The sequence below is a fragment of the Actinomyces sp. HMSC065F11 genome (assembly GCF_001813085.1).
Taxonomy (GTDB): domain Bacteria; phylum Actinomycetota; class Actinomycetes; order Actinomycetales; family Actinomycetaceae; genus Gleimia; species Gleimia europaea.
In genome coordinates this window covers 1,369-21,411 of the sequence record NZ_KV811471.1, presented here as the reverse complement: position 1 = coordinate 21,411, position 20,043 = coordinate 1,369, and the positions used below count along the sequence as shown (strand labels likewise).

General features: G+C 57.5%; 15 protein-coding genes. 6 read left to right on the top strand and 9 right to left on the bottom strand.

Translation table 11 applies throughout. The annotated features are described in order from the left end of the window. Positions 1-35 precede the first annotated feature (35 nt). The 5 genes from panD to HMPREF2891_RS05595 form a co-directional block, all read right to left on the bottom strand. The gene (gene panD, locus HMPREF2891_RS05615) at positions 36-482 is read right to left on the bottom strand and encodes an aspartate 1-decarboxylase (protein ID WP_083311273.1); all 447 of its coding nucleotides are present in this window, start codon (positions 480-482) and stop codon (positions 36-38) included. After that, positions 475-1,323, bottom strand: a complete 849-nt coding sequence (gene panC, locus HMPREF2891_RS05610) for a pantoate--beta-alanine ligase (RefSeq protein ID WP_070664314.1) — start codon at positions 1,321-1,323, stop codon at positions 475-477. Before panC ends, panD begins: the two co-directional genes overlap by 8 nt. Positions 1,324-1,405: 82 nt before the next feature. Next, positions 1,406-2,278, bottom strand: a complete 873-nt coding sequence (locus HMPREF2891_RS05605; protein ID WP_070664312.1) for a Rossmann-like and DUF2520 domain-containing protein — start codon at positions 2,276-2,278, stop codon at positions 1,406-1,408. Then, positions 2,275-3,924, bottom strand: a complete 1,650-nt coding sequence (locus HMPREF2891_RS05600) for a PH domain-containing protein (protein ID WP_070664310.1) — start codon at positions 3,922-3,924, stop codon at positions 2,275-2,277. The genes HMPREF2891_RS05605 and HMPREF2891_RS05600 overlap by 4 nt, the downstream gene beginning before the upstream one ends. Next, on the bottom strand, positions 3,925-4,497 hold the full coding sequence (locus HMPREF2891_RS05595) for a PH domain-containing protein (protein ID WP_083311275.1): 573 nt from the start codon (positions 4,495-4,497) through the stop codon (positions 3,925-3,927). It abuts the gene before it with no gap. Between the two features lie 144 nt (positions 4,498-4,641). Between HMPREF2891_RS05595 and HMPREF2891_RS05590 the strand changes: the two genes are divergently transcribed. From HMPREF2891_RS05590 to HMPREF2891_RS05575, 4 genes are all read left to right on the top strand, one after another. Then, a complete protein-coding gene (locus HMPREF2891_RS05590) occupies positions 4,642-5,364 on the top strand; it encodes a response regulator transcription factor (RefSeq protein ID WP_070664308.1) in 723 nt (240 codons plus the stop codon). A 77-nt stretch (positions 5,365-5,441) separates the two neighbouring features. Further along, the gene (locus tag HMPREF2891_RS05585) at positions 5,442-6,866 is read left to right on the top strand and encodes a sensor histidine kinase (RefSeq protein ID WP_315940656.1); all 1,425 of its coding nucleotides are present in this window, start codon (positions 5,442-5,444) and stop codon (positions 6,864-6,866) included. Between the two features lie 72 nt (positions 6,867-6,938). Next, positions 6,939-8,138 (top strand): HD domain-containing protein, encoded by a 1,200-nt coding sequence (locus HMPREF2891_RS05580; protein WP_148131723.1) that lies wholly within the window; start codon positions 6,939-6,941, stop codon positions 8,136-8,138. A 156-nt stretch (positions 8,139-8,294) separates the two neighbouring features. After that, a complete protein-coding gene (locus HMPREF2891_RS05575; RefSeq protein WP_070664301.1) occupies positions 8,295-8,585 on the top strand; it encodes a WXG100 family type VII secretion target in 291 nt (96 codons plus the stop codon). A 106-nt stretch (positions 8,586-8,691) separates the two neighbouring features. Here the strand turns inward: HMPREF2891_RS05575 and groL are convergent, their stop codons facing one another. Continuing rightward, positions 8,692-10,311, bottom strand: coding sequence for a chaperonin GroEL (groL, locus tag HMPREF2891_RS05570; protein WP_034509604.1), 1,620 nt, complete (start codon positions 10,309-10,311; stop codon positions 8,692-8,694). Between the two features lie 296 nt (positions 10,312-10,607). Beyond that, the gene (locus HMPREF2891_RS05565) at positions 10,608-11,243 is read right to left on the bottom strand and encodes a LytR C-terminal domain-containing protein (protein ID WP_083311272.1); all 636 of its coding nucleotides are present in this window, start codon (positions 11,241-11,243) and stop codon (positions 10,608-10,610) included. 47 nt (positions 11,244-11,290) lie between these two features. Between HMPREF2891_RS05565 and HMPREF2891_RS05560 the strand changes: the two genes are divergently transcribed. Both HMPREF2891_RS05560 and HMPREF2891_RS05555 read left to right on the top strand, forming a co-directional pair. After that, on the top strand, positions 11,291-11,974 hold the full coding sequence (locus HMPREF2891_RS05560; RefSeq protein WP_070664298.1) for a uracil-DNA glycosylase: 684 nt from the start codon (positions 11,291-11,293) through the stop codon (positions 11,972-11,974). Between the two features lie 191 nt (positions 11,975-12,165). After that, positions 12,166-12,912, top strand: coding sequence for a hypothetical protein (locus HMPREF2891_RS05555; RefSeq protein ID WP_070664296.1), 747 nt, complete (start codon positions 12,166-12,168; stop codon positions 12,910-12,912). Positions 12,913-13,060: 148 nt separating this feature from the next. On the opposite strand, the gene HMPREF2891_RS05550 is transcribed toward HMPREF2891_RS05555, so the two are convergent. Continuing rightward, positions 13,061-18,307, bottom strand: a complete 5,247-nt coding sequence (locus HMPREF2891_RS05550) for a G5 domain-containing protein (RefSeq protein WP_070664294.1) — start codon at positions 18,305-18,307, stop codon at positions 13,061-13,063. A gap of 336 nt (positions 18,308-18,643) precedes the next feature. Further along, positions 18,644-20,043 (bottom strand): YPDG domain-containing protein (locus tag HMPREF2891_RS05545; RefSeq protein ID WP_222566274.1); only part of this gene is annotated, 1,400 nt, incomplete at its 5' end.

The window sequence follows — 20,043 nt, the reverse complement described above, 5'->3', positions numbered from 1 at the left end:
GGTAGACAGCTTATCCGCGTTTCAGAGCCGCCTGGTTAGCCGCGGTTTGGGGCCGCGAGCGGACCTTCACCACCGGAAGCGTTTTCGAGGCCGGCGGGAACACCCGCCGGGTCCGAACCGAGGTTGATGATCCGGTTGTCTTTGTCGACCAACACAACTTTGCCTTTGAAGCCTCGCGCCATGGATTCGGGCACGGACTGGTAGGCGATGATGATGACGATGTCACCGGGGTCGGTCAGGTGCGCGGCGGCGCCGTTTAGCTGGATGATTCCCGATCCAGCCTCGCCATTAATGGTGTAGGTGGAAAGGCGGTTTCCATTGGTTACGTTCACAATGTCAACGCGTTCGCCTTCAAGTATCCCGGCTGCTTCCAGCAGGGTTTTATCGACGGTTATGGACCCAACGTAGTTGAGGTCCGCGCCGGTCACGGTGGCGCGGTGAATCTTGCCGCTCATTAGCGTGCGGTAGATTTCGTTAGCCATTGGAGGCCTCCCCAATGTTCAAGATCGTGTTGTCAATCAGGCGCGTGTTTCCAACGTAGGCGGCGAGGGCCAGCACGGCTTCCCCAGCCTCTACAGATTGGAATGTGGTTGGGTCAACCAGCTCTACATAGCCAATTTTTACGCCCGCGTTTTCGAGGACGCAGCGGGCAGCCTGCTTGATTTGGCTTGCGCTCGCCCCACTGTTACTGGCTTGTTTGCCGGCTTTGAGGGCGCCGCTGAGGGCCAGCGCCTGCTGGTGCTCCGCATCGGAGAGGTAGGCGTTGCGCGAGGAAAGGGCTAGGCCGTCCTCGCCGCGCACGATGGGCGCGCCAACGATTTGGATGGGCATGTCGAGGTCGCGAACCATCTGGCGAATGAGTGCCAGCTGCTGCGCATCCTTTTGACCGAATACGGCAACATCCGCACCGGTGAGGTTGAACATTTTGTGCACTACCAGCAGTACGCCCGCAAAATGTGTGGGCCGCGTTTTGCCTTCCAGAACCGTTGCGGTGGGACCCGGGTTGATAGTGACGGCGGCTTCACCCGGATACATTTCCTTAGCGGCGGGTGCAAACACGATGTCTGCACCTACCTTCGCAACTGCTTTGAGGTCAGCATCGAGGTCGCGCGGATACTTGTCGAAATCTTCACCGGGCGCGAACTGAGTGGGGTTCACAAACACGGTGACCATGACGTGGTCAGCGTGTTTCTTGGTCTCTTTAACGAGGCTGAGGTGCCCGTCGTGCAGCGCGCCCATAGTCATGACCAGTCCGAGCCTTCCAGGCAGTTTCGCTAGTGCGGCTCGTAGTTCTTCGCGGGTCTTTACGACTTGTGGTTCCAAGATGCCTCCTTTGCGACTATTGTGCTCCTTTGGGCGCGCTAGGCGCGAATCCGGAGGGCCACTTGTGGCCAACTTGCCACTTTTATCCCTCACCTAGAGCCCGCAGGACGGCTTGCACCTGATTTTCGCTGAGTAGCAGGTTGTCGCCGGCCAGGTGAGCGGTTGCTCGCGCCATATTCTTGTAGCTCTCTAGGATCGAGTTCAAACCGGCCTCAGTTAGTGCCTTCTGGTGATCTTTGAGGGTGCCGGTGTCCGCGCGGCGTACGGGCCCTGTCAGGCCGTGCGCGCCTTCGGAGAGCGCGCGATCTAAGGCGGCATTTAGGAGCGGGCGAATATAAAGTTCAGGGTTTTCGATGCCGGCGGCCTCAAGGATAGAAAGGGCCTCGTTAACAAGGGTGACGAGATGGTTGGCGCCGTGAGTAAGTCCCGCGTGGTAGAGCGTGCGGTCTTCCTCTTCAACCACGCACGGCTCCATACCCATTTCCATCGCGAGGGCAGATGCGATGGGTTGGGCAACCGCAGTTGCGGTGATGGCCGCCGGGCACATCTGCAGGCGCTCAACGTCCAAGCTGGTGCCTGTAAATGTCATCGCGGGGTGCAGGGCGATGGGCAGGGCCCCAGCGGCTTGCGCGGCTTCGAGCACGTCGATGCCGTGCACGCCGCTCGTGTGCATAACGACTTGGCCGGGACGGAAGCAGCCTAGTTTCGCTAAGCCTTGCACGAGAGGTTCGATCTGATCATCAGGAATAGCTATGACTACCAGGTCGGCGTCGCACGCTTCATCCGGTTCGATTACAGCAGCGCCCAGGATCGCTTCAACGGCATCGTTGCGCTGCGGGTTTGAGGAACGGGTGATGCCGATGATTTCGTGGCCCACGAGTTGCAGGGCACGCCCAATCACTGGCCCTACCCGGCCAGCGCCGATAATGCCTACGCGAAAACGCCCCGCTTTCACTGATGCTCTCCCCCATTTTGCTCGAGGTTACCCGGCTCGCCACCAGCCGCGCTGCTTTCGTAAGCACTGTGAGTCTGGCTGGCACCGGGAACGGCTCTAGCGGCCCAGGCTTCCTGGCTCTCCTTTTGGCGGCTGATGGTGGCGCGGCGCGTGATTTCAGCGTAGAGACTGGATGCAAGCGCGGTGTCCAGGTGCTCAATGTATAAACCAGATTCAACCAGGTGGAAGTGAATACCAGCAAGGTCTTTCTTGCGGTCCCACGGGCCTTGGCTGATTAGCGTGGACTGCAGGCGGTCATAGGTCAGGACCGAGAATGATCGGGTTAAGAAACCGTCTCGCAGCAGGATCGCCACATCGGTTAGCTTTATTGAACGACGGCGCCAAACCAACGGGTCGAACAGGCGTGAGCGCTGCGGGTTCTGGCTGAATCCAAGCATCTCACCTTCGCCCTCAATGCCGTACATGATTGTTTCAATTGGGTTAGAAACACCAAGGTCGGGGTAGACCATCCATAGGGCTTGGAGCATTTCTTCACGCGTACCGACGGGGAGCAGCACGTCGTGTTCCACTTTGTCTTGGGAGTTCGCCGCGAAACCGGCCTGCACGATTTTGACTCGGTACCAGCCAAAAAAGCGCCAGAAGAATGGCTGGGAAACCGTCACTGCGTGAATGCGTTGCACCGGAATGGTTTGCGCGCGGGTAGATAGAAGGCCTGAGCGGACGCGAATACCATCATGGGTTACAAATGCGGTGAATCCGAAGTTGTTTGCAAACTGGTTGAACGGGTAGGCAAACAAGGCGAACCCACCAACAAGCACGGGAATCATTGCGGCAAAAGAGGCGCCCTCTACCAAAGTGCCGATTATGGAACCCGCGGCGATGGCCAACCCCACGAGAATAGAGAAGATAATCCCCATGTTGAGCGCCAGTGACGCGGCAAGACGGCCTGCCGGAACCTTGTAGATGATCTGCTCAAGATCGTCTACCGGCGCGCCAAGGCCTTGGGCCTGATCGATTCCTGCCTGACCATTTTCCAAGGCGGTCGAGACTACACCGGCCTCGCTTCCGGGAACACCGGCTGCTGTATCAGCATCTAGCTTCCCTGCTTTGCGTAGTTTTGCAGTGCGTGACTCGGACAGCACTTCGCGGCGAACGTCCTCTAACTGCCGCGTTTTAAGTAGTCCCAGCTGGAAGTTAGAGTCCGTGCCGCCAGCAACCTCAATATCTATACGCCCCAAGCCAAGAATGCGGCCAATCAACGGGTGCGTGATGTTTACAGCCTGAATTCGGTCTAGTCGCGCGTGGCGTTGACTGCGAAAGAGGATTCCTTCGCGGTAGTACACGGCGTCATGAGTGATTGCGAATCCCATTTTCCGCCAGGCAATCCAAGAGTAGATTCCTGCCGCGATGACGATCACGAGGATGCCTGCCGCGATCACGAGGAACACCACCGCCGGCCCGTAGGTTTCGAGTAAACCCAGCGTGGTGAGCTCTTTAAGCACGTCGGCAAACTGGTAGAAGACAAAAGCGAAGAAGGCTGCGAATACGGCCCAGGTTTTCGCTAGGGGCGTGACGGGGTGCAGCGACCTCCACTCGGATTCTGCAACGCCGCTTTCAACGGCAGTTTCTTTGCGTTCCTTTGCCATTTAGAGTCCTGCCAGTTCAGATTCGCCGCGCTCGGCAAGACTCGTGCGCAGGCGCGCTGCTTCTTTTGCGGACAGACCGGTGATAGATGCGTCCGTGGATGCCGAGGCCGTGTGCAGCTGCACTGTAGCGATGCCGAAGGCGCGCGCGATGGGCCCCTCGGATACGTCTACGTATTGCAGGCGTCCGTAGGGCACAACGGTTAGTTGTTTCCACATGATTCCCGAGCGGATAAGCAGGTCAGATTCGGCTTCTGCGTATCCGATGGCGCGCACCTGCCGGGGAACAAGCCACAAAAGCCACGCGAAAAGGGCAACGACGGCCAGAACGTAAAGCCAGATCCACTTAGTTAAAAGAATGGCCATGACGATGCCGGGAATAACCATGATGGCAAACGTAATGAGCAGGCTTACAACCCGCACTTTTACGAGAGTAGGAGAAACACCGTAGAACTGCACGTCTGCGGGCAAGAAGGGGCTCTCACCAACCACCTCGGTGTTACCACTGAGTGTTTTGGGAGGTTGGAAGGGGAACACTCCCTGAGGTAGTTGCCCTGTATTTTGCGCTTCGCTCATTTTGTTTAACCTGTCTGTGCCGTGCAGCGTTTTCAGGTTCAAGGTTACAGGTTCTGACATTTTGGTTGCTACACGGCTGTGCTCGCAGGGGTTTTTACATGTGCTGTTCAGATATTCTTAAGGCAACAGATATGTGATGGAGAAATGGGTTTGAAGATGAGTGTGGATGATACGGGCGCTGAAGCGCGTCTGCTGGTGGTTGATGACGAACTAAATATTCTTGACCTGCTGGCGTCATCGTTGCGGTTTGCCGGTTTTGAGGTGCTCACAGCCTCGGATGGAAAGTCCGCATTCCATTTAGCCACTACGGAGAATCCGGATCTGATCGTGCTTGACGTGATGCTTCCAGATATGAACGGTTTTACGGTGACGAGGCGTCTTCGCGAGTCTGGTTCACGCACTCCCGTACTGTTCTTGACGGCTCGTGATCAGATGGATGACAAGATCGAGGGCCTCACGGTTGGCGGCGATGATTATGTGACTAAGCCGTTTGGTCTTGAGGAGGTTGTGGCTCGTATCCGTGCAATCTTGCGCCGAACGAAGGCAGGCGATGACGACAACGTGCTTCGCATAGCGGACCTGGAGCTGGATGAGGGCGCACACGAGGTGCGGCGCGCAGGTCAAGAGATTGACCTATCCCCCACCGAATTCAAGCTTTTGCGCTACCTGATGATCAATGAGGGCCGCGTGGTGTCAAAAATGCAGATTTTGGATCACGTGTGGGAGTACGACTGGGATGGTGAAGCCGCGATTGTGGAATCTTACATTTCTTATCTGCGCCGCAAGCTCGCTGTTCCGGGAAGTTCTGGCGATTTGATCCACACGCGCCGGGGCGTTGGGTACATGTTGAGGCCTGAGAACTCCTAATTATGAGGTCGTGCGAATCACGTAGGACCCTGCGGGAGGTTTGGTTCTCGGCAACCCTAAGAGCAAGACTCGTAATCTTGTTCACCTCGCTACTCACTGTTGCCCTCACGATTGCGGGAGCCGTGATGGTTGGCATCGTGCAGGCGCATTTGGTGAACCAGGTGGACCGCGAGCTGGAGAGCACGGGCAAGCAGTTGGCTGTCTCTACGGTTCGTTCGGTGATTGCCAGCGTGCCGGCCGACGTGCCTTCAAACTATTACATTCGGTTTACGTCAACCGATGGGGTAAGCCAGGTGGCTATTGCTACCGATACGGCGCAGCGCTACGGCACTCCAAACCCGGGGACGCTTTTGGCGCTTGATTCGGTTGTGCCGCCTAACGCGGTGACTAAGCCGGTGAATGTGCCCTCTTCGAAGAGCAATTCGTATTGGCGCGCGGTTGCCGTGCCCGTGTCGGTTGGTGATAAGCCTTACGGCGTGGTCACCGTTGCGCTCCCCCTTGCTAATACCACCGAGACGATTCTGAACTCGGCCCAATACTTTTCTCTACTTGGCCTGCTGATCGTAGTGGTGGGCGCGATGGCCTCGTACTATTTGATTCGCAGATCTTTGTTCCCGCTTCGCCGCATCGAGTACGTGGCCGGTCAGATCGCTGAGGGCGATTTAACCCAGCGCGTTGACCCCGAGCCGGAATCGACGGAGGTTGGCTCGCTGGCGAAGAGTTTGAACGTGATGCTTGCGCAGATTGAGAATTCGTTTGCCCAGCAGCAGCGTTCAGAAGAGCGCATGCGTCGCTTCGTTTCAGATGCATCCCACGAGTTGCGCACTCCCCTCTCCGCTTTGCGCGGTTATGGCGAGCTCTACCGCATGGGTGGCGTGCCAGATGAGCGCGTCCCAGAGGTTATGCAGCGCATCGAGAACGAGTCGGTTCGCATGGGAAAGCTGGTTGAAGACCTATTGACCCTGGCCCGGTTGGATGAGGTGCCAGAGATTCACCCGGAGCCGGTTGACCTCGTAAAACTGGCTCACGATTCGTTGTTTGACGTGAGCGCATTGGACGCATCGCGCGTTGTGAGCGTGATCAGCATGAACGAGGGTGAGCCTGCGCCTAGCAGTCTGATTATTGAGGCCGACAAGGACCAGATCACCCAGGTATTCACCAACCTGATTGGCAACATCATCCGGTATACGCCTAAGGGTTCTCCGGTAGAGATTGCGATTGGCCAGCAAGAAGGCCATGCGGTCGTGGAGGTTCGCGACCACGGGCCGGGCATTTCGGCGACTGACCGTGACCGCGTGTTCGAGCGCTTCTTCCGCACGGACGTGTCCCGCTCGCGCGCTTCGGGTGGTTCTGGCCTTGGCCTGTCCATTATTGCTTCGATTCTGGCTTTACATTCGGGGCAGGCAACACTAGATAAGACTGAAGGTGGAGGCTTGACGGTCCGCCTGGTGCTTCCCTTGAAGCAAGACAAGACGGCCGCGTCTGCCACCAAGCCGCAGTAGCAGCGCACGAAGACGAGTGATTCTTCGAGGGGCTTCTTTGCCTATGTCTCGCGATGGACTTAGCATAGGTCTGTGGCTGAAATAGGTCAGGATTTGCCTGCGAGCGCGCCGGTTCCACCGTGGCTTCCGCGCACGTTTGTAAGCGCGGTGCTCGCGTGCGGCGTTGAGCCTGCGCAGCAGGTGATTGATGAAGAGGTGCACGGTCTGCTCACAGTTTGGCAGGCCGCGGATCGCCCGTATCACAATGTTGCCTATCTGAGCCGCGTGATTGCCGCGTTTGATCAGTTAGCGGCCGCCGCTCACACCCCGGAGCTGCTACAGATTGCGGCTTGGTATGCGGGTTTGGTTCCGCCCGAAGTCGTCAAGTGCGACACTGTGGATTCGGCTGAGTTCAAGGCGTCATGTTCGCACCGGATCTCGGATTCTTTGACGCGACTCGGATTCTCGCCCGCGGTTTGTGAGCGGGTTTGTGAGCTGATCCGCGTGGTGGTTACTCACCGCGCGCCTACGGAGGACGTGGATGCGACAACCTTGCTTGATGCAACGCAGCGCGACTTGTCTGCAACTCCGCAAGAATACAAGCAGTATCGCAGTCTGCTTCGCCAAGAGTTCCACAACTTGTCGGACCTGCAGTTTTGGAACGCAAGGCGCCGCTTTGTGAGCTCTATGCTTTCTCGCCCGCAGATTTATCTGTCTCCGGGAGGAACAGCGTGGGAGGTTTCTGCACGGCAAAATCTTGAAGCCGAGATGGCTAATCTTGACACGCTAATTGCTAAGGCTGATCCAGGTGCGTGTTTTGAGGATGAACCTGAGCAGGAGTTTGACCCGCTCACTACGACCTCCACGATGATTATTAAGAAGATCGGGGCGAAGAATGACCTGATCATCATGCGCAAAGACGATTTTGAGGAAGAGACCAGCACCGAGCTTCCCGAAACTACTCCCCCGGTGGACGATGCGCCAGAGCCTGAACAAGACGATGCATCGTCTCTAGAAGATGACGGGGCTTCGTCCTTGGAGGATGAGCCGAATGTGATTGCCCGCCCCGCGCAGCGAAGCGTTCGCAGACTGTCTGCAAAAGAGCTGGCTCGCCTTGCACGCACGCGGGCCGAGCAAGTCCACGAGGATGCGTTTACCGCTGGGGATGCTAGCCGCTTGCGCGAGCGGCTCGATAAGACAGCTGCGGACGGGAGTAAGCTCCGCGAGCGCATTCAGGAAAAACGCGAGGATATAAGCCGACTTCGCCAGCGGCTTTCGGATCGAGACCAGTAGCCCGTATCTGCTACGCACCCAGTTCCTTGTACACAGTTCCTTCCACATCCCAGCTAGGCCTTCGCCTGCCCACACCCAAAGCGGTGCGACGCGTGTTCCTTTTCAGCGCCCTGCGACGATGACGTTGCATGGCCGGCTGATAAGAAAGGAATGGCGATGACGGTTTTTCATGTGGATCCAGCGCAGGTGGCGCAGGCTTCGGCAATGGTGCGTGCAAGCGCAGAGACGATCCGCGCTCAGGTGCAGGCAATGATGGGGCATTTGGACGCGTTGCAGGGGTCTTGGTCTGGCGCGGCGTCAGCCCAGTTTGAGACGGCGGCGCAAAGTTGGCGTTCGACGCAGGTGATTGTTGAACAGTCTCTGGATGAGATCGGGGTTCAACTCGCGGCGGCAGCAAGTACCTATTCGGATGCCGAGGCCGGCGCGGCCGCCCTATTCGCAAGGTAGATAAACAAAACCCACCCGGGTTCGCACCCCCTGCTTGGGGCGAAGAACACGGGTGGGTATGACTGTGGGCGCGATTTCCCGCGCCCACAGTTCGCCTATTGCTGGTTTAGTACATGCCAGCCATTTCGTCGGCACCCGGAGCGGCCGGTGCCGGCGGCTCGGGCTTGTCGGCTACGATTGCCTCGGTGGTGAGGAACATGCCGGCGATGGATGCCGCGTTCTGCAGTGCAGAGCGGGTTACCTTTACCGGGTCGGCGATGCCGGCCTTGAGCATGTCTTCGTATTCACCGGTTGCGGCGTTGAGGCCTTCACCTGCGGGCAGGTGCTTGACCTTGTCAACAACTACGCCGCCTTCTAGGCCTGCGTTTACCGAGATCTGCTTGAGCGGTGCTTCAACCGCTACACGAACGATGTTCGCGCCGGTGAGCTCATCGCCTTCGAGGTCAAGATCGGCAAGCTTCTGAGCGGCCTGAATGAGGGCCACGCCACCACCGGCGACGATGCCTTCTTCTGCAGCTGCCTTAGCGTTGCGGACGGCGTCCTCAATGCGGTGCTTGCGCTCCTTCAGCTCAACCTCGGTTGCAGCACCGGACTTGATGACGGCTACGCCACCAGCAAGCTTGGCAAGGCGCTCGTTGAGCTTCTCCTTGTCGTACTCGGAGTCCGAGTTCTTGATCTCAGCGCGGATCTGCGCAACGCGGCCGTCAATGGCCTCCTTGGTGCCTGCACCCTCAACGATCGTGGTTTCATCCTTGGTGACAACGATCTTACGAGCCTGGCCCAAGACGTCAAGGTCAGCGGTTTCAAGCGAAAGACCAACGGTTTCCGAAATGACCTGGCCGCCGGTCAGGATAGCCATATCCTGCAGCATGGCCTTGCGACGGTCACCAAAACCCGGGGCCTTAACAGCAACGGACTTGAACAGGCCGCGGATCTTGTTCACAACGAGGGTTGCAAGAGCCTCGCCCTCAACGTCGTCAGCAATGATCAGTAGCGGCTTGCCCGCCTGCATGACCTTCTCCAGCAGCGGGAGCAGGTCCTTAACGTTAGAGATCTTGCCTTCAACGAGCAGAACGTAGGCGTCCTCGAACACGGCTTCCTGACGCTCCGCGTCGGTTACGAAGTACGGGGAGAGGAAGCCCTTTTCGAAGCGCATGCCCTCAGTGGTTTCGAGGGTAGTTTCGAACGAGTTGGTCTCTTCAACCGTGATAACGCCTTCACGGCCAACCTTATCCATGGCCTGCGCGATAAGGCGGCCAATCTCAGCATCATTTGCCGAGATGGATGCGGTTGCTGCGATCTGGTCTACGGTTTCGATTTCCTTCGCGTCGGCGTGGAGGTTCTCCACTACCTTCGCAACGGCGGTGTCGATGCCGCGCTTAAGAGCGATCGGGTTTGCACCTGCGGCAACGTTGCGCAGGCCCTCACCTACGAGTGCCTGGGCCAAAACGGTTGCGGTGGTGGTGCCGTCACCTGCGACGTCGTCGGTCTTCTTTGCAACTTCCTTGACGAGCTCGGCGCCGATCTTCTCGAGCGGATCCTCTAGCTCAACTTCCTTTGCAACAGAAACACCGTCCTTCGTGATGGTGGGAGCGCCCCACTTCTTATCGAGGACGACGTTACGGCCCTTGGGGCCTAGCGTTACCTTTACGGTGTCGGCGAGGGTGTTAAGCCCGCGCTCCATGGCGCGGCGTGCTTCCTCGTCGAACGCAATCAACTTGGACATGTTTTTCCTCCGCTGTAGCGGTTGTTGGCTACGAGGTGCCCGCGACGGACGACCAGCCGGGTTTGCGTTTCTGTCTCGCAAATGGTGGCCTCACCCGGTAACCCTTGCTTTATCACTCAACGCTTGTGAGTGCTAATAAGTATTTTGGCACTCTAACGAGCAGAGTGCAAGACGAGTCAGCTAATAGCTCAAAAAGTTGAGGCGACCAGACTCAAGTCTGGCCGCCTTTGCGAGTTTGCATTTTGGACTCCCGCGCCACGCAGGCCTCGCGCAACGCGGGGAGTTACGGGAAGTTTTTAGTAGTCGCCCTTTAGAACTACCACGTAGTCGGAGTTACCTAAATCCGTGCTGTTCTCAGAAAGGTTGCTAATACCGAGGATTTCACCAATCGCTTCAGCTCCAGCGCGCGTTCCGGGCGCGTAGTAGATGGTGGTGGCTTCAGTGAGCCAGCCCGAAGCGTTGGAAGCACTCACGTACTGGTAGCCATCCGCCTGCAGCTTGCCCACAGCCTCGGCGGCTAGACCATTGACCCGCGTGCCGTTGAGGATTTGGATGGCGACGTCTTTAGAGACGGCAGGTTCGGTCTCGGTGGGCTCTTCGGTTGGTTCTTGCGTGGTAGCTTCCGTAGCGGCCTCAGTGTCGGCGGGAGCTTCCGTGGTTTCGGTGGGCGCCTGCGTTGCGACTATGGTCGGTTGAGTCTCAGCACTTTGGTTGTCACTGCGACTGGTAATGAATGACACGGCGCCCCATGCGAGGACGGGGACAATGATTAGAACGAGCAGGAAGGGCAACACGGTTTTCCAGCGCGATGGTTTCTCGCGGAACAGACCCACGGGGCCTTCGGCACCTGCCTGGTCGAATTCGTCTTCAGGATATTGATGCAAACTCACGGTTTCAGCGTACCGGTTTTCTACTTTCATCTGCTCACCCACGCCGATATTGGCTGATTGGGTGCGGCATTGCCACGTAGAATGAGGGCGTGACTGCTTTGCCTTTATCCGATTTGATTGACGAGGGGTGGGCCCAGGCTTTGGGCCCGTTGGAGCCAGAAATTCACCGGCTTGGCAACATGCTGCGCGAGGAGAACCGCCTGGGTAACGGCTACCTGCCGGCAGGCACGGACGTGTTGCGGGCGTTCACGTACCCGTTTGCGGACGTGAAGGTGCTCATTATCGGGCAGGACCCCTACCCCACGCCGGGGCATGCGATGGGTTTGTCGTTTTCGGTTCGTCCGGGGGTTGCTCCGCCACGCTCGCTAGTAAATATTTTCAACGAGTTGCATGAGGATTTGGGCGTGCCGGTGCCGACGTCGGGAGATTTAACCCCGTGGGCTCGCGAAGGCGTGTGCCTGATGAATCGCGTGCTCACTGTGCGTCCGGGCGCCCCGGGTTCACACAGGGGACGGGGCTGGGAGGCCGTAACGGAGGCCGCTATCCGCGCCCTGGTAGCTCGCGACCTGCCATTGGTGGCTATTTTGTGGGGGCGTGATGCGAGGTCGGTTAAGCCCCTGCTGGGGAATACACCGGTGATTGAATCTGCACACCCCTCTCCCCTGTCAGCCCGCCGAGGGTTCTTCGGGTCCAGACCATTTTCGCGGGCAAATGAGCAACTGACCCAAATGGGCGCTACGCCTGTGAACTGGGATTTGACGGCGGGGATTTAGGTAAACATTTCACTAACGGGCACGCAACGGGGTGCGAATTTTTCGTGCTTAATTCAGTTTTGGCGTCCTCAAGGTGCCTGCAACGGGCATTCGCGTAAGGATAGCGTTACCTGGTTTTCTGGAAGCTACCACGAGCTTCACGCAGGAAACCGTTCCAAAAGTTGAACCGATTTTGACGATAGGAGCCAGGAATGACTCGTTCAACTGGTAGACGCACGCTTTTGAAGACTTCTGTGACCGTCGGCGTTGCAGCGCTTGCCCTGTCAGCGTGTGGCGGCGGGAGCACAGATGCGCAGCCTTCCGAGGCATCCTCCACGCAGGCGGCTACAACCGAGACCTCAGCGGCCCCACAGGCACAAGGCACCAAGAGTGAGGCGGAGTACACGGCAGCTCTAAATGGCCTCACTTATCATGGGGAGCCGTTGGAGCTGGGGACTCGTGAACAGTTGGAAGAGAACTGGTCTGGCGAAATGCTTGCCGCTAACCAGGAGGGCGTTGTTTACGAGCCTTCCAAGTGTGGAGATCTGTTTAAGGCCAACATGGGGCGTTTGGACGCATTGACGGCTGATGCATCTAAGGCTGTGTTTGCGCAGGGCTACATTGAAAACCTCAGTATGACTGCGCAGATTTGGCCGGGAGGAGCCAGCAAGGTTGATCTGGACGAGAACCGGGAGTTAGTAAAAAACTGTCCGTCAATGACGATGGCGGATGAGGAAAACAATATTGGTATCTCGCTCGCATCATTCCCGGTGGATGTTCCTGGCGTGGACACTCATGGGGAGATCATGACGATGGTGACATCAGCTGGTACAGCGATGTTGTACACGGCCTATGCGACGCATGGTGATGATGTGATTTTGGTTGGCTCGGGTATTCGCTCTACGGACACGACCGAGCTGGAAGCCATGGTCAAGCAAGTTGTGGAGAACCTGCAGTAGCTTGGTTACCTTCTTGCGCTACGAGGCATGAGCCTGGCCGCGGAAAGTAACGAGCAAAATAAAAATATGGCGGGAATACAGTTTTTGTATTCCCGCCATATTTATTTTGAGTTAGCGATTATTGCCCGAAGGCTTCGCTATTGCCCGTTTAGCGCTGGGAGTTGCGCCTGCGCATCGCGGTGAGGCCTGCGCCTGCCAGTAGCAGCGCGGCGGCTGCTGCTAGCGTGCCCTCGACGCTAACACCGGTGCGAGCCAGTGATGAACCGCTCTGAGCGCCCGACTTAGCAGACTTGCTGCCTTCAGCGCTCGGAGTAGTCTCCTTGTCGCTTGGCGTCGTGCCCGGCGTTGTCTCGTCTGGCTTCGTCGGATCCGTTGGATCGGACGGGTTTGCCGGGTCCGTCGGGTCAGACGGGTTAGCTGGGTCCGTCGGCTCGGACGTGTCCGTAGGATCGGTCGGATCAGACGGCTCGGTCGGATCGGTAGGATCAGTCGACTCACCCGGCTGCGTTGGATCGGTTGGATCAGTCGGATCTTCACAGACGCACTTTGTGCCCACGCGCAGCTTGCGCGTTGTCGGATCCTTGATAACCTTCTCGGATGTTTCCGGATCGCCTACCGGCTCGCCATTCTCGAGCTGCCAGGTCTTGGTGATTTCCTTTTCACCGTAGGAACCTGGCTGGTCCTCAACGATCTTGCCAACTTCGAGGTTCGGGTCCTCTTCAATCACCGTTTCGTACGGAGTCTTTTCCGTGTGCTTATCCGTCAACTCAGTCTGAGTCTTGGAAGGGCCAACCTCGACAATGTGCTTGACCGGATCACTGATCTTCTCGGAGGAATCCTCCGTAGAGACCTCCCCGTTTTCAACATTTACCGTTACGGTGTGCTTGATCTCGCCCTGCTTGCCTTCCTGGATAACCTTGGTTTCACCAGGCTTCAGTTCAGGGTTGACTCGCACCTCGACTTCGAACGGAGTCTTTTCCGTCCACTCAACCTCGGTGGAGGCAGGCTTACCCTTGGTGCCGACCTTGATGATCTTGTTGACCGGATCCGTCACGCGCTTGGTTTCGGTCTTGGTGTCCACAACCTGCGAGTTCTCAATGGTCTGGGTAGTGGTTACCTTGTCCTTGCCAAGAACACCTTCCTGCACGGTTTCCTGCTTGCCAGCATCCATCGTGTCATCGAAGATGATCTCGGTCTCGAACGGAACGTCCACCTCGTATTCGGAGGTCTTGGTACCGGTGGTCTTGGTGCCTACGCGGATGATCTGCTTGGTGGGCTCCTTGGTGCGCTCAGTAGTCACTTCCGGGTCACCTTCTGGCTTGCCGTTCACGATCTTCTGAGTCGAGGTCACAACCTCGCTGCCAAGCTCACCATTCTGGTCAACAACCTGCTCACCTTCCTTGAGGGTGTCATCGAAGACGATCTCGGTTTCGAACGGAACAGGCTTCTCAACCTTGGTCACCACAGAGGTGTCTTCAGCCTTCGGACCGTACTCAATGATCTCATTGACCGGATCCTTAGTCTGCTTCTCTTCAGGCGTAACCGTTGCCTGATCACCCTTCGCGGCGAAGTCAGCCGTGTAGGTCTTTTCACCCGGGACGCCCTTTTGGACAACCTTGATCTCACCCGGCTTCAATTCCGGGTTCGGACGGGTCTCAACCTCGAATGGAACCTGGGCAGTCCACGTAACCTTCTCAGATGCCTCAGACGGCTTGGTGCCGACCTTGATCACCTGGTCTACAGGCTTCTCAGTGATCTCCTCGGAGATCTTCGGATCACCCGGCTTGGAGTTGACGATTTCACGTTCGATCGTGACCTTCTTCTTACCAGGCTTGCCCTCGGTAACCGTCTCAGAGGTACCCGCAGGCATGTTCGGATCAAACTCGATCTTCACGCCGAATGGAACCTCAGACTCAACCGTTTCGGTGTTGGTACCGGTGGTCTTGGTGCCAACGCGAATGATCTGCTTGACCGGCTCTGCAGTGCGTTTGGTGTCGACCACTGGATCGCCGTTCGGCTTTCCATCAACAAGCTTCTGCGTCGAGGTTACGGTGTCCTCGCCAAGCTTTCCTTCCTGGTCAACGTTCTGTTCACCAGCTGCCAGAGTGTCGTCGAAGACAACTTCAGTCTCAAACGGGACAGGCTTCTTCACCGTGGTGACCAGTTCGCTAGCACCCAAGCGTGGACCGTACTCGACGATACGAGGCTTCGGCTCCTTAGTGGTTTCTTCCTCTGCAACCTGAGCCTCGGAACCCTTAGCGGTGAACTTAGCGGTGTAGGTCTTCTCGCCGTTCTCACCTTCCTGGACAACCCTTGTCTCACCAGGGGCTAGATCCGGGTTTTCGCGAACCTCGGTTGGGTACGGGATCGGAACCGTCCAGGTCACGTCCTTAGCGCTCTCAGCCGGCTTGGTACCGACCAGGACAACCTCATTCTTGGGTTCCTGGGTACGCTCCCACTCGCCGTCCTTCGTCATCTTTTCCTTGCCAGGCTCGCCCTTGGTTTCAACCTTGTAGGTACCGGCAGGGATAGAAGGATCGAACTTGTATTCGACCTTGAACGGGACTTCGTGCTCCGGAACTTTAACAACGTTGACCACAGCGGAGGTGGTGTCCTTAGAACCGTCCTCATAGGTCACGGTTACGGGAACCTTGACCTGGTCGCCCGGCTTCGCGGTCTTAGGCGCGGTGGAGATGACGTGGCCATCTTTATCCAGACTAACGATCCAGTCGCCGTTATCAGTCTTCAGCGTGTAGGTCGGGTTGCCAAACTCATTCGTGTCGCCGGTCGGAGTGATGTGCTCCGGTAACGGAGCAATCTCGTAAGGCTTGTTCTCAGCAACCTTGATGTCTTCCGGCTTTTCGATTGCCAGCGGCGATGTCACCGTGTCGCCCGGGTACACCGTCTTCGGCGGGATAACCGGGTTGGACTCCCAGTTGTTCATCAACTTCACCACTGTGGTTACAGGAACCTCAGTGGTCAGACCGCCAGGCGCATTCACCTTGACAGTAACGGTATTCTTGTCACCCGGCTTCGCGGTAGCCGGCGGAGTGGAAGACACAACACCGGTCTTCGGATCGATAGTGTACTTCCAGCCGTTATCCGTGGTCTGCGTCAGCACGGGCTTGCCGTCCGTGTAGCCGAACGAGAACGTGGATCCGTCTGGAGCACCATCAACATGGTGGTCGACGGCCTGATTCGGCCCGGTCACCTGGACGTCGTATGACGCTTTCAAGTCACCCTTGATGACGACGACAGTGCCTACAACCGTCTGCGGCTTCTGCTTGCCTTCCTCACTGTAGTGGGCCTTGACGGGAACGTTCAGGATGTCGCCTTCCTGTGCATCCTTCGGAATCGTGGTCGTGATCTCGCCAGTCTTCTCGTCGACATAAACGGTCCATGTCTTACCGTCCTTGCTGGTAAGAGTGGTTTTGTTCGTGCCGTCTTCGAAGGTGTAGCGCTGCGGCGCCTCGTCTGACGTGTTACCACTCAGACCGCGCTCCGGGATTTCCGGAATAAGGCTGACACTCGCGTTTGGCTGCCCCGTAACCGTGTCATAGTTCGGGATCTTGATGTCTGCGATCGCCTGGAACTGAACCTCGATATCATCCGTGGTCTGGTCCGGGTAGGTGGCCTTCACCTTCGGGGTGATGATCGTACCCGGTGCAACGGTGTCATCTGCCTTCGCGGTGACCTTGCCGGTCGCGTCTACGGTCACGGTCCAACCGTCCGGTACGGTAGCTGGGTCGATCTCGAACTTGGCCGGGTGAACAGGCTTGTGGCCCTTCATGATGGACCTAGTGCCCACCTGGGACGTGATTTCCTGGTTGAGTTTGCCCTTGGACAGGCCCGGGCGTACCAGGTCGGTCACCTGCGTGTTGTTCGGATCAACAACTACCATAAGCTGTAGCACGTCAGTGGAGCCGTTAGAGTACTCCACCGTGATCTTCGGCTGCGCGAAAGCACCCGGTTTCGGGTTCTCTGGAGCAGTGACGGTGACGTTGTAGTCACCGTCCATCTCAACGGTCCAGCCCTCGTAGACGTACTTCTCGTCCAGCTCTAGCTTCGCCTCAAAGCCGCCCTCGGTCTTTTTCTTTGCCAGCTCCTTGATCAAGTCAGCGGTCTGAGTGAAGGTGACCTTTTGCGGCTCGGTGGCCAGCGGGCCGGTTGGGCTATCTACACCCGAAATAATCGAGGCATCGGTCTTGTCGTACTGCGGGTTGTGGTATTCGGTGTCGTCCAGGGAGAACGCCGTGGAGTCGATGACGTTCGCCTTGTTGTAACGGGTCAGCGAGTTAGAGCTGCTGAAAGCGGCGTCGTGTTCAATATACTCGTTAGCACTCTTGGCTGCAGCCTGGAGTTGCTCCACACTACGCGGCTTCGCCAGAACGGAGAAGTTCACGTTCTTGTCAGTGGCCAGGTCGGTGCCGCGGTACTCCGGCCAGGTGAAATAAATTTCGCCATTTCCGTCGATACGCAACATCTGCTCGCCGCCGGAGGCCGCCGGATCGGAGGTGCCGATGAACTTGCCGTTGCCATCGTAGGCCTCTACAACCATGCGGGACATAGAATCGTCCGTCCCACCGTTCTGCACAGCAGGCACGTTGATCTTGCCAACCTTGGTTATTTCACCGGGGACGATCACGTGCTTCTCGAAAGACTCCCACGACACCGTGATCGGGTTACATTCGATGTTCTCGCTCGGCCAGGGGTTCACGACTACGGAGACAAACGCACTGTTGCCTTGCGTCGCGCGGGGGTTTGCTTCTGAAGTGTTAGCCTGCTTGTAGTCGCTCTTCCACGCGTAACGCACGGGGTTTTTAGCAGTAGCTTCAGCGTACTGCTTGACCTTCTCTTCGGTCAGGTTCGCATTGAGATTAAGATTCAGCTGACGACCGCTTTTAGTAATCTCGATGCTTTCATCGGCCTTGTGTGTGACGTTCTTGCCAAGAAAGGTCTGGCTGACATTCATAGAGGGAACTTGACCCGCATCGAGGTACGCGCTCATCTGGCCTGAATTGGTGAAGCCCCAATCGGCGAACGTGCGGTCCTTCGAGTTATCGAAGGAAAGGCTCAATCCCCAAGCGGTCTTAGAAGGGCTGGTGGCGCTTGGCTCCAGGGTGTTCCAGCTGAAACCAGCCTGGCTGCCATCAGAATCACCGCTCTCAACGAGACACGAGCCGGCCGGTAGGTCTGAGGCCTTCTGGGCGTCCCGCTCTACCGCGCCAGACTTGTCGCGAATGCCGCCGGTAAATGTTGCCGCGGCAGCTGACTGCGGGGCGATAAAGCTTGGTGCAACTCCAAGCGTGCTTCCTACCAAAGCTACGACTGAAAGCGTAACCAAAGAAAAACGCAAAGCGCGTTTTGGTTCGGTGGCGGGTTGTGGCATACGCATGTATTTTCCTTAATCCAACTAGTCCTGGGACATTCTGGAAGTCTCATTGGCCCCAATGAAGTCAGTATTGTGTTGTGGCCGCCCAAATACTCCGGCGCACTATGACTTCGTCCTACGTCCGCGGGGCGCCCATATGCTATAGCATCCACGGGCGCTGGCTTTATAGGGGAGGTTCTGTGCTCTGCAGGTGATATTACGCACTGTATGGGACGAATAGTCTATTGACTTCTGTCCCGGTAGTGCGCCTTTGGTTTGAGGTTTTATGTGAGTACGGGGGTGAGACCGTTTAGGGTCTCACCCCCGTACTGTTATGCCGGTGCTGCGTCGGCTAGGCGATTAGTTCTCTTCGCCTTCGCGACGGCGTCGCATGAACGCCAGGCCGAGGCCTGCTACGCCCATTGCGGCTGCAATACCAGCGAGTCCTGCTACCTGCACACCAGTGCGTGCAAGCTTAGGCTTCTGGACTACCTTCTCGGTCGTCTCACCAGTGTTATCACCAGCGGCAGGCTTCTCAACGGTGACCGTCACGCGATCAATCTCGTTGCCGTCCTTGTCCTTGACGATGACAACGATCTTGTCACCAGGCTTAGCGTTGTCGTCGATGTCAACAACGAGGTTGCCGTCTCCATCGATTTCTGCCTTGCCCGGGCCATCGGTCTCGACCGTGGTGCCGTCATCAACAGGGCCGCCATCGTTCGGGATTACGACCTTGCCACCCGGCTCACCGGAGCCGTCCTTCCAGTCCGGCGTCTTGGTGTCAGGCTGCTCAACAGTCACAGTAACTTCAACCGTGTCCGTCGAGTCATCCGGGTAGGTCACTACAACCGGAACGGTGATCTTGTCACCAGGCTTGGCGTCCTCAGGAATGGTCACCTTGATCGAACCATCCTCGTTAACGGTCACACCATCAGGCGTGCCCTCACCAGGAGTGAACGTGGTGCCCTCCGGAGGCGTTACCTCGTTGCCGTCGCCGTCCTTAAAGATAGGCTTGTCAACCGTGACGTCATCACCAGGCTTGCCGGTGCCGTCCTCGTACTCAGGCTCGTACTTCTCGTTGTCCTTGGTTTCAGGAACGTTACAAACCTCGTTCTGCGCGGTCGTGTACGTCCAAGTGGTCGTCACACCTTCTGGGAAGGTGAAGCCCTTAGCGGGGGTTGCTTCAACCTTGACGGTCTGGCCGTAGTCGTAGACGTACTTGCCTTCAGCGTCAGGCGTTAGCTCCTTACCATCGACGGTGACCTTGTATACGACACCCTCGGTCTTTTCGACGGTGACGAACGGAGGCATCTCACAGTCTGCCGGGTCATCCGCGGACGCGCCCAGAGACGGGTTGCGCTCAGTCGGCTCACCCGGCGTAACCGGGGTTGCGTCCTTCTCGGTCACGGTGACGGTGACGTCAACGTTGTCCTTGGAGCCGTCTGGGTAGGTCACGACCACTGGGACAGTGATCTTGGTACCAGGCGTCGCATCCTCAGGGATGGTAACGGTGATCTCACCAGTGTTCTCGTCGATCTTCACACCGTCAGGCGTGCCCTCACCAGGACCGAAGGTCGTGCCCTCCGGAGGCGTCACAGTGTTGTTGTCGCCGTCCTTGAACTCTGGCTTGTCGATCTTGACGTCCTCGCCGGGCTGGCCGGTGCCGCCGTCGTACTCAGGCTCGTACTTGTCGTTGTCCTTTACCTCAGGCTGGTCAGGCTGCTCAACCGTAACCGTGACAGTCACCTCGTCGGTGGAAC

Bases quoted from the DNA above. Each gene is read 5' to 3' on its own strand.
- HMPREF2891_RS05595 (WP_083311275.1), bottom strand. From the start codon at position 4,497: ATGAGCGAAGCGCAAAATACAGGGCAACTACCTCAGGGAGTGTTCCCC.
- panD (WP_083311273.1), bottom strand. From the start codon at position 482: ATGGCTAACGAAATCTACCGCACGCTAATGAGCGGCAAGATTCACCGC.
- HMPREF2891_RS05555 (WP_070664296.1), top strand. From the start codon at position 12,166: ATGACTCGTTCAACTGGTAGACGCACGCTTTTGAAGACTTCTGTGACC.
- HMPREF2891_RS05600 (WP_070664310.1), bottom strand. From the start codon at position 3,924: ATGGCAAAGGAACGCAAAGAAACTGCCGTTGAAAGCGGCGTTGCAGAA.
- HMPREF2891_RS05575 (WP_070664301.1), top strand. From the start codon at position 8,295: ATGACGGTTTTTCATGTGGATCCAGCGCAGGTGGCGCAGGCTTCGGCA.
- HMPREF2891_RS05550 (WP_070664294.1), bottom strand. From the start codon at position 18,307: ATGCGTATGCCACAACCCGCCACCGAACCAAAACGCGCTTTGCGTTTT.
- groL (WP_034509604.1), bottom strand. From the start codon at position 10,311: ATGTCCAAGTTGATTGCGTTCGACGAGGAAGCACGCCGCGCCATGGAG.
- HMPREF2891_RS05590 (WP_070664308.1), top strand. From the start codon at position 4,642: ATGGGTTTGAAGATGAGTGTGGATGATACGGGCGCTGAAGCGCGTCTG.